Below are 9,286 nucleotides of genomic sequence, written 5' to 3' on the forward strand. Positions count from 1 at the left end.
GCACCGGTAACAAATACTTGCGCTACTATCTGGTTCAAGCTGCTGATTCGGTGCGAAAACACGATGCCGAGTACAGAGACTTTTACCAAAAGAAGTATGATGAAGTCCCGAAGCATAAGCACAAAAGAGCCCTCGTCCTATCTGCACGAAAATTGGTACGGTTGGTATTCATGCTACTGAAGACCAACAAAATGTACACACCACCCGAGAGGAGGAATCCATAGGATTTCCAGATTTCTACTCTTTTTACATGTTGCCCATGCCTGTAAATAGTCTGAAAATTTAGACTAAATGGTGGGTTAGTTTAGTGATGTCTTTTTTCAGCTCTGGGTACGCTTTAGGTAATGTTTTTTCCAATTCTTATCGATCATCCCCTTGACATATCACCGCTGGGCTGCCACTAAATGTTCTTACTAAAATATATACAGGAATTCACTATAGATTTCTTATTCTATATCTTTTGAACATATCTATCATCTCTGGATTTTATACTGACCGCAAGGCCCTAACTGACAGAATACTTCAACAACTAAGTCCGGATTGAACGGTTGAAGAGTGGCACAGAGTGCCGAAATTCCACATCTCGTAATATTTATGAACACACATCGCACTCTCAGCATACATTATTTTAGCCTATAATTCAGAAGGAGTGATACGAGTGGGTTTTTTCCCTCCGTTCGAACCATCAACACCACAGCAAGGCACTCAAGCTTTTCAACCGCCTTCTTCGCCACCTCCGCAATTTATCCCGCAGCAAACTCAAGCTACCTCATTTGCCGTTAATCCAGGTGCGATACATGGCTGTCTATTCAGATTCACCTATATATGGCAAAGAAATGGAGAGCAATATTGGTTCGTTCCAGTTTTCGTGGGGAGTAGATCAGTATCCGGCTTCCGGTGGACTGGCCGACAGTGGATTTTCTTCGGTGTGGATACAAGGCAAATCATATCTTTCAGCTGTTTTTAAGGAGTCGGACCAGGACTGTGATGGAGATAATGCTAAGCAGCCATTTCTTCGAGGTGTTAGTATAAGTTAACATGTTATTACTGACCGGCTGAGGTAGTACTATACTAACCCTCGACTAACGGAGACGATAGTTGAATGGTAGCCAACAGCGGTAAGTCTTGTACTTTATTTTCGCTTACTAGTCCGCCGCTGCTGCTTTTTCGGATCAGTCTAATAAAGTTCTTGTCAAAACCAAATGACAAGAACTTTATCCCATTCCCGATTACCATAGTTTGTGCTCGATGACTAACCAAGGATTGTGCTTTGAAAGGACTTGTAATCAGTAAAAAGGCGCCCGTAGAGGGCGTCTTTTTCGAGGCTACTATTAACGATAACAAGGAAAATGAGGAGAACTGCTCCCAAGCTAGCCTTCATTCTCAATCACAATATCGTTTGGCATAACCCCCGGTGTTTGAAAAGTAACCGGAGGAAAAAGAATGGATTCCCCGTTATTTTTTATGAGCTGGATTTCCATATTCATTACTCCTGCCCCATGAAAGAAATTACCTGTAAGCTTATACACTCCGTTCCCTACCTTAAATGCATTATTCTCTAGAGAACCTCCTAAATTTGAATAAAACTTGGTTCGCACCTTTTCAATATTTTGTTCATCACTCAAATGAATAGTAACAATCGTTAGCCCCGGGTTTTATTGGTGACGCCTCTACCCTTACGGTAATATTTTCTTTACTTTGTTCCACAGGATCAATACTTCGAACCGCTTCCTTCGGAGACAAGTCAACAAGAAATCCCGCGATTAATAAGATGACAGCTGCAATCCAGAATTCTTTTTTAAGATTATTTCTGAATGCAGCAGCAGCGGTCTCCGATAGATCAATCAAAGCCTTTCTTTGCCACAAGCCGATAAAAATAATAACAACGAATAAGAGAACCTTTACCAATAAAAATTGGCCCCAAAAACTTGAGATTAAGCTTTCAAACGTAAATGAAGGTACATAATTAACCGACATTAATATACCTGTTGCAGCAATAATAATAAGACTGAATAACGCCCATTTTGAAAATAATCGTCCTGCTTCTTTCATCCAAGTTAGCGGATTATCCTTCGGTACCATGACAATGACAGCAACTAGTCCGCCAATCCAAACGGAAGATGCCAAGACATGAGTTAGATCCAGTGCAATTCCCCAAATCCCGCCGTAATTCGGATCAACAGAATGCCCCGAGAAGGCCAAACATTAAACCGATATAGCTAAGAACATGAACCGTAGCTTTCTCAGTAAAATGCTTATTACAACGGTTCCGAGCTGTATCAAAGTAATCCGGACAAAAGTGAAATTAATAAAATCTCTGAAAATAACTTGGGAGTATTGAACTTTATATAAAATCAATTCCAACAATATGGCAGCTATACTTAGGTAATGCAAGGCGTTGAAGAAGCTGTTCCAACGGCTGTAGTTGCCTCTTCGCTTTTCTAATACGGACTGGAACCACGTCCCTCCCAGGAGGGTGAGTAACCCGACGTAAGTTGCCCAGTGAGCTATTTGGAGGAGTCCGATTTGCTCCCATAACGGCCGATATGAGAATTCAGCATTTCCGGTTATGGAGGTTAAAGTATTAACGGCAAAATAAACAACATGAACCGTTGTTCTATCCCCCTCATTGTACCAGATCTCAATTCTTTTGGGTGAGGTCTGGACAATGGTTCCGTCTTCGGGGAATGTACGCTCCAGTTTCAACCTCTGGAACATTTCTTCAGGAGTTGATGTAACGGCTTTCATTTCAAACGTATATTTTTCTTTAAGGGCATGTCCGTCAATGGAAACAACATCAATGTCCACAGCAGCGCCCGGGTCCAAATGATTGAAACGTGCTGCCGCCCGCCAAAAACACATAAAATAAGTTTTCAACTGTAGCAAAACCAGCTGCAATCGCTACAGCGTACACGATTCCGTCAATAAACTCTTCGAACTCAACATACAGCTCCCATAACGACTCTTTATTTGTTTAGGTACTTTTCCGGCTATTCTAAGCTCCGTTGCCTTCATCCCGGGAACAATCTTAGAGTCTAACAATAGTAATACAGCCGTATTATCGAATTGTGCCTTAAACGATTTCCGGTACGTATAGGCCAGTTCTGTTGTATTCAATTCGATTTTCACATTCGGGTTGTTTTTACTTAATTCACTCTTTTTGTCCTGCAGCCATCTATCCACAATATCCGGACTGCTAACAGCACCCAGTTTTTGACCGTTCCAAGAGACTACATAGTGATCTACCCTATTAACTTAACATATTGATATCCTAATAAAATGACCGTTATTAAAAAGAGAATCACGAGTACATACGTTATTAGACGAGCTCCACTAACAGGTGTTCTCCAGTTTTGAAATCTCACTTTTACCTCCCGTTCTATCCTATTTATTTACTCTACGTGTCATTAATAAAATACCACAAAACACGACATAAAACACTATTATACGTAGTTTAATAATGACAAAATCATGAAGCCGGGTTGTTTAAGAAAAGGAAAAAAATAACAATAAAACAAAACATGGAGCAGAGCGTTCCAAGGATCGCTCCGGTTAACCAGGAATCTTTTTTCTTTACAAAAAAGGAGGCAACGACATGCAGTAAAAACGGGGCAGCGTAGACATAAAGTCTTACATTAAATTTAAAGACTATAAGCAAATCAATGATAAAGATCAAAGTCAGGATCAGAAATAGTGAGATCGCACTTTTTCTAACCATTTTAAAGTCCAAGTTCATGCTAAAGTGAGTATGTATCATCCGCTTCCTCCATCTACATTTACTGTAAAAGCACATAACTCCTGCCACTTATCAGCAGGAGTTATGTGGACCTGTGCACTTCAAAAGCTAAGCACCAGTTGTTCCTACTCTTGTACGCAGAAGCCTCATCCCGTTCGCAATGACAATAAGTGAGCTTCCTGTATCGGCTAAAACTGCCATCCACAGCGTGGATGTTCCCATAAAGATCATGATAAGGAAAACAGCTTTGATGAGCAACGAAAAAGCAATATTTTGTTTGATAATCCATAATGCACGCCGGCTTAATCCGATAGCGTAAGGTAATTTAGAGAGATCATCCGCCATCAGCGCGACGTCCGCTGTTTCCAGTGCTGTATCGGTACCAGCCGCTCCCATTGCGATTCCTACAGTAGCGGTTGCTAATGCCGGCGCATCGTTAATACCGTCCCCGATCATGGCAACATGACCGTGATTGCTCATCAATTCTTTAATGGAGCTCACTTTATCTTCAGGTAACAGTTCACTTCTAACATCGATGTCCCCAAGTTTTGCAGCTACAGCTTGGGCAGTACCCCGGTTATCCCCGGTTAACATCACCGTTTTCTCGATTCCAATTGCTTTTAGATGTTCAAGAGTAGATTTGCTGGTCGTTCTAATCTCATCTGCGACGGCAAATATTGCCCATATGTCATGGTCAGTACCTAATATCATCACGGTTTGCCCTTGTTGTTCAAGCCGCTGAACCGTATCTTTTATATTTTCTAACGATACATTCAATTCATGAATAAACCAACGGGGACTCCCGATGTAAAACAACGTCCCTCCAATAATAGCCTGAGCCCCTCTCCCTGTCACGGAGGTAAACATGGAAGCCGGTTTCATTGGAACATTGTCTTGCTTGGCTTTGGTAACAATCGCTTGTGCGACCGGATGCTCCGAAGCGGACTCCACTCCGGCTGCAATCGAAACCACCTCATCTTCCGTTCGGGAATCAAGAGGAATAATCCCGGTTACTTGCGGTATTCCGGCAGTTAACGTACCCGTTTTATCAAAGGCAACGACAGATACAGCGCCTAACCGTTCAAGATGAGCTCCGCCTTTAATGAGTACGCCGTTTCTGGCCGCGTTGCCGATTGCAGATACAATGGACACCGGTGTTGATATAACCAAAGCACACGGACACGAAACAACTAACATCATAAGGGCTCTATAGAACCATTCTTGAAATGATTCACCCATAAATAGAGGAGGAATAATGGCAATAAGCAATGCAATCACAAGTACGGCCGGCGTATAATATTTGGCAAAAACATCTACAAACCTTTGGGAAGGAGCTTTTTGAGCCTGCGCATCCTCCACGAGAGTAATGATACGTGATAAGGTATTGTCCTTAGACAGTTTGGTGACTCTCACTTCCAATGCACCTTGCTGGTTGACTGTTCCCGCGAATACCTCATCCCCCTCGGTTTTTTCAACTGGAACGGATTCCCCGGTTATTGGAGCTTGATTAACGGTTGAAGAGCCTTTGCTGATAAGACCGTCCATCGCTATTCGTTCTCCTGGTTTAACGATGACCGTGTCGCCAATTTGAATGGCTTCAATCGCAATCATCATGTCTTCGCCGTTTCTTCGGACAAGCGCCTCCCTCGGTGATAAATCCATCAGTCCACGGATTGATTTTCTTGTACGATCCATGGTATAAGCTTCTAATGTTTCCCCTAATGAGAAAAGGAATACAACTGCAGCACCCTCTTCCCATTGTCCAATGAGTCCTGCCCCGAGAGCTGCAACCGTCATAAGAAGATCCATCCCAATGGTTCTGGATCTCAATCCATAAATGCCAGTTCGCGCTATTCGATATCCGCCTATGATCATGGCCAAAGCGTATAAAATCGATGATGTTGATTCCGACATTATGTTTCCGAGTTCTAGGCCCCAGGCAACTGTAAATATTAATCCTGATATTGCAGTTGGCATTACTTTATTGTTACGTCTCCAAAAGCTTCGTTCATCCGTTTGGAGTGGCTTCCCGCCTGTTTCCAGTGTAGCCGTGTACCCGGCCTGATTTACGGTCTGAATCACTGCTTGTTCGGCACTTCCATCATGCTCAACCGTCATTTTGGCTGCTCCGTAATTCACCATTACTTGATTGACGGAGACAAGAGCTCCCACTGGCTTCTCTAACTTTTGTGCACAGTCCGCACAATCCATACCTTCAATTCTGAAAATACTGGATTGCTTCGCGGCAGCCTGCTCCAGCAAGCTGTATCCAAGATTTCGAATTTGATTTGTAATGGTACCGAAATCTAATTTGGATTGGTCATAACCAAGACTCATCTTGGCAGTGGCAAAATTCACTTGAACTTGTGCTACTCCATCTAAACGTGAAATCGATTTTTCCAACTTTAGGGCACAATCGCCGCAATGCATGCCTTCAATTGTTACTGTCCGGTTTACCGTATCAGCACTATGGTTTCCACAGCAAGCATCTCCATGCTTGTGATCATGGTCATGACTGTGATGGTCATGATCATGATGATCCCCGTGGTTGCAGTTTGGACCATGATGATCTTCGCTATGGCTATGCACGTGATGATCACCGGATTCATGATGGTGCTCGTGCGGACCGCAGGAACATGATTCGTGGTCACTGTCCTGTTCCTGATGATTGTGTTGGTGCTTATCTCCTTGACCGCAACAAGATGATTTTTCAGACATAGGATTCAGGCTCCTTTAAAACTCACATATGATTAATTGTTCATGTATTATATATTATTCCTTTGTTAACTTAGTGTCAATCATGCAAAACACCAATTCTCACGACATACCGGATTTTTTGTCATCAGGTATGTTGCGAGGCCGACAAAAAAGCAGAGGATTTCTCCCCTGCTTTACATACATTCAAAAATTACAATCATCAACATTCCAAATAGAACTGCACCGGTAGAAAGAATAGAACTCAACGGTAAAACCGGCACATGTACAGGTTGATCAGGTTCAATAATTTGTTGGAGCCGATAATTAATGGCTTGGTCTGCAAAACTTACACCAATTGTTTGAAAATTACTTTTATTCGTCTTAATAAGCTTCAGCAGAGCCGACCCTAAGATTAAGGAGCTCATTTGTTTCATAGCATACCGGTCGGCTAGCAATTCAATCCATATATCATAGTGATTGCCTAATCTTTTTATTACTGACACATACTCCATACTATGGATGATCATACGGACAACCCACTTTGTAAGAGGATGCCGGCATTGACAATGATATTTTTCGTGCAATAAAACCGCCATAACTTCTTCATTGGACAATAATTCCAACAGTCCGGTTGAAATCACAATTTTGGGATGCAGAAACCCTGTTGCAAACGCAATAGGTGAAGGTTCCCGTATAACAAGAACGGGATCCTTCCATGTTTTTAACCTTTTATTCCACCGTTTCGTGAGCTTTGTGTGTAGCTTGTTATGAATATAAACATTCCACTTATAAACCGCATACATATGTTTACTTACAAAAAGAAGCACTCGATACAAAGTAAAGCATATCAAACATGTAAATAGCATCTCAAATATAGAATGTTTGTTCCACATATCAAATAAAAAACTGCTTACATAGCCAAGTAAATGATGACTGGACTCAACATCCCGGAGCTGATGATATAGCGAAATACCCATTTGTATTAGAACCCAACCGGATAAAAAGACAATTAACGGCATCACAACTTGGGTTTTTTCTAATCGGATCATGGCTTGTTTCTTTGATTTACTTCGTCCAGTTTTTTTTGCAGCTTTTGGATTAGAGCCGGATCGGCTTCTTCCATCACATCAATAATATGCGTAACTACCATATCACCAAATTCTTTTATTAATCCTTGGGTAACGTTTTTCGTCTGCTCCGTAATAAATTCATCTTTGGTATAAGCCGCCTTGAAGAGCGTCAGTTTTGTTCTTCCCTTGCCGGTCGTCTTTTTCTCCAGCAATCCTTTGTCAAATAACCGGTTCATAACCGTCATGATAGTATTAAAAGAGTAAGAAGTTTCCGCATCAATAACCTGATGCACTTGCTTTATACTCATTTCATGGGATGACCACATGACTTCCATAACTTGTACCTCAAGAGAGCCAAGGAATCGTTGCAGACCTTGCTCTTGAAAGTGATAATTTTTAATTTTCATCATTTCACATACTTTCCTGTACAAAATTATCCGTGTTTCATATGCTGCAGCATTTGGACGAATATTTGCTCAATATGTTCATCATCTAAAGAATAAAATACCGTTTTCCCTACTTTACGGCGTTTCACAATCCACAGATTACGCAAGTACCGAAGTTGATGGGAGACAGCAGATTGCCCCATATCCAATACTACCGTCAGGTCATGTACACAAAGCTCATTTTGTAGAAGCGTATATATAATTTTAACACGGGTAGGATCACCGAGTGCTTTAAAAATATCAGCCAATCCCGCCGCTGTATGTTCGGCTATCAAATTTTGTTTTAATGTGATTACATTTGAAGTCCCTTCGCATGTTTCATCACATTGCTCTTGAAGTACCTTTTCCAAAACAGCACCGCCTTCTTTTGATGGTCGCAACGACTAGTAAGCTTTACTATTAACAGTATAACAGAAATCGGAACATTTAACTTCCCATAATAATAAAGCTAGTTGAATTACCACCTAAGTTACGCAGTAAATGCCGATAGCGAAAACTATGGACAGCATTTGAACCTGCATTTATCTTGTTTTCTTTGACAACTGGTTTGAAAAGTATTTAGCATCTACATCTACCCAACCTAATAAGGCTGAACCCCAACAAGACTGCCATCACTAGAGATCCGGGCCCTAACTTGCGAAAATAAAGCCATAAGAATAAAAATATCATCCACATTTGTAGAAATGAAAGCAACAAAAGATGAAATAACTGTTACCAAATCCCGAATCAGGTAAATTTATCTATTGTTTAATTAGAATCGCTCTTTCGGCATCATCACTCCTTCAGTCAATAAAAAAAGACCCCGATGAATGGAGGCCACTGAAAAAGTCCATTCATATGAAAAAGGTACAGTCCTTCAAGAAAATGAAGGAATCTGTACCTTTTTTGCCGAATAAATAAGGCATCACGAAAAGCGGGTGAGAGCGGATGATTCGGCAACAACAAACTTTGGTTTTGAGTCCTTACGCGGCACTGTATGACATCGTCGTGCCGAAGGATAATATGCTTCGTCAAATCAACGAACTGGTGGACTTCACMTTCATATATGAGGAACTGGAAGCAAAATATTGTTTGGACAATGGACGTAACGCCATTGACCCCATTCGCATGTTTAAATATCTCCTGCTGAAAGCCATCTTTGAACTTTCTGATGTAGACATTGTCGAGCGCTCTAAGTATGATCTGTCGTTCAAATATTTCCTGGGGATGGCGCCGGAGGATTCGGTTATTGACCCGAGTTCCTTAACGAAATTTCGCAAGCTGCGGTTAAAAGACATCAACCTGTTAGACACGCTTATCGGGAAGACGGTAGCCCTCGCCATCGAGAAGGAAATCAT

At 41.6% G+C, this 9,286-nt stretch carries 9 protein-coding genes and 2 pseudogenes; 3 read left to right on the forward strand and 8 right to left on the reverse strand.

Features of this window, described 5'->3' with window-relative positions; all coding sequences use genetic code 11:
- Positions 1–224: pseudogene (locus E1757_RS35345) on the forward strand (IS110 family RNA-guided transposase); the annotation flags it as partial.
- 434 nt (positions 225–658) lie between these two features.
- Complete coding sequence (locus E1757_RS36835) at positions 659–967, forward strand: transporter (RefSeq protein ID WP_133237126.1); 309 nt, start codon at positions 659–661, stop codon at positions 965–967.
- 403 nt (positions 968–1,370) lie between these two features.
- Here E1757_RS36835 and E1757_RS35355 read toward each other — a convergent pair whose 3' ends face one another.
- The 8 genes and pseudogenes from E1757_RS35355 to E1757_RS36850 all read right to left on the reverse strand — a co-directional run.
- A complete protein-coding gene (locus tag E1757_RS35355; protein WP_133237127.1) occupies positions 1,371–1,625 on the reverse strand; it encodes a hypothetical protein in 255 nt (84 codons plus the stop codon).
- Positions 1,618–2,127, reverse strand: a complete 510-nt coding sequence (locus E1757_RS35360) for a CopD family protein (protein ID WP_133237128.1) — start codon at positions 2,125–2,127, stop codon at positions 1,618–1,620. The genes E1757_RS35355 and E1757_RS35360 overlap by 8 nt, the downstream gene beginning before the upstream one ends.
- A 78-nt stretch (positions 2,128–2,205) precedes the next feature.
- Entirely contained in the window at positions 2,206–2,877 is a 672-nt protein-coding gene (locus E1757_RS36840) for a copper resistance CopC family protein (protein WP_246079739.1), read from the reverse strand.
- Positions 2,878–3,844: 967 nt separating this feature from the next.
- On the reverse strand, positions 3,845–6,454 hold the full coding sequence (locus E1757_RS35370) for a heavy metal translocating P-type ATPase (protein ID WP_133237129.1): 2,610 nt from the start codon (positions 6,452–6,454) through the stop codon (positions 3,845–3,847).
- Between the two features lie 173 nt (positions 6,455–6,627).
- Positions 6,628–7,482, reverse strand: a complete 855-nt coding sequence (locus tag E1757_RS35375) for a M56 family metallopeptidase (RefSeq protein WP_133237130.1) — start codon at positions 7,480–7,482, stop codon at positions 6,628–6,630.
- Positions 7,479–7,913 carry a BlaI/MecI/CopY family transcriptional regulator gene (locus E1757_RS35380; protein WP_246079738.1) on the reverse strand — a complete coding sequence of 145 codons (435 nt, stop codon included), beginning with the start codon at positions 7,911–7,913 and terminating at the stop codon, positions 7,479–7,481. The genes E1757_RS35375 and E1757_RS35380 overlap by 4 nt, the downstream gene beginning before the upstream one ends.
- A 23-nt stretch (positions 7,914–7,936) precedes the next feature.
- Positions 7,937–8,299 (reverse strand): ArsR/SmtB family transcription factor, encoded by a 363-nt coding sequence (locus tag E1757_RS35385; protein ID WP_133237131.1) that lies wholly within the window; start codon positions 8,297–8,299, stop codon positions 7,937–7,939.
- Between the two features lie 269 nt (positions 8,300–8,568).
- Positions 8,569–8,667: pseudogene (locus E1757_RS36850) on the reverse strand (cadmium resistance transporter); the annotation flags it as partial.
- Between the two features lie 209 nt (positions 8,668–8,876).
- Between E1757_RS36850 and E1757_RS35395 the strand changes: the two are divergent.
- Positions 8,877–9,286, forward strand: a 410-nt coding sequence (locus E1757_RS35395) for a transposase (RefSeq protein WP_133237132.1), incomplete at its 3' end; no start/stop codon positions are given.

The sequence above is a fragment of the Paenibacillus piri genome (assembly GCF_004354045.1).
GTDB classification, from domain to species: Bacteria; Bacillota; Bacilli; order Paenibacillales; family NBRC-103111; genus Paenibacillus_S; species Paenibacillus_S piri.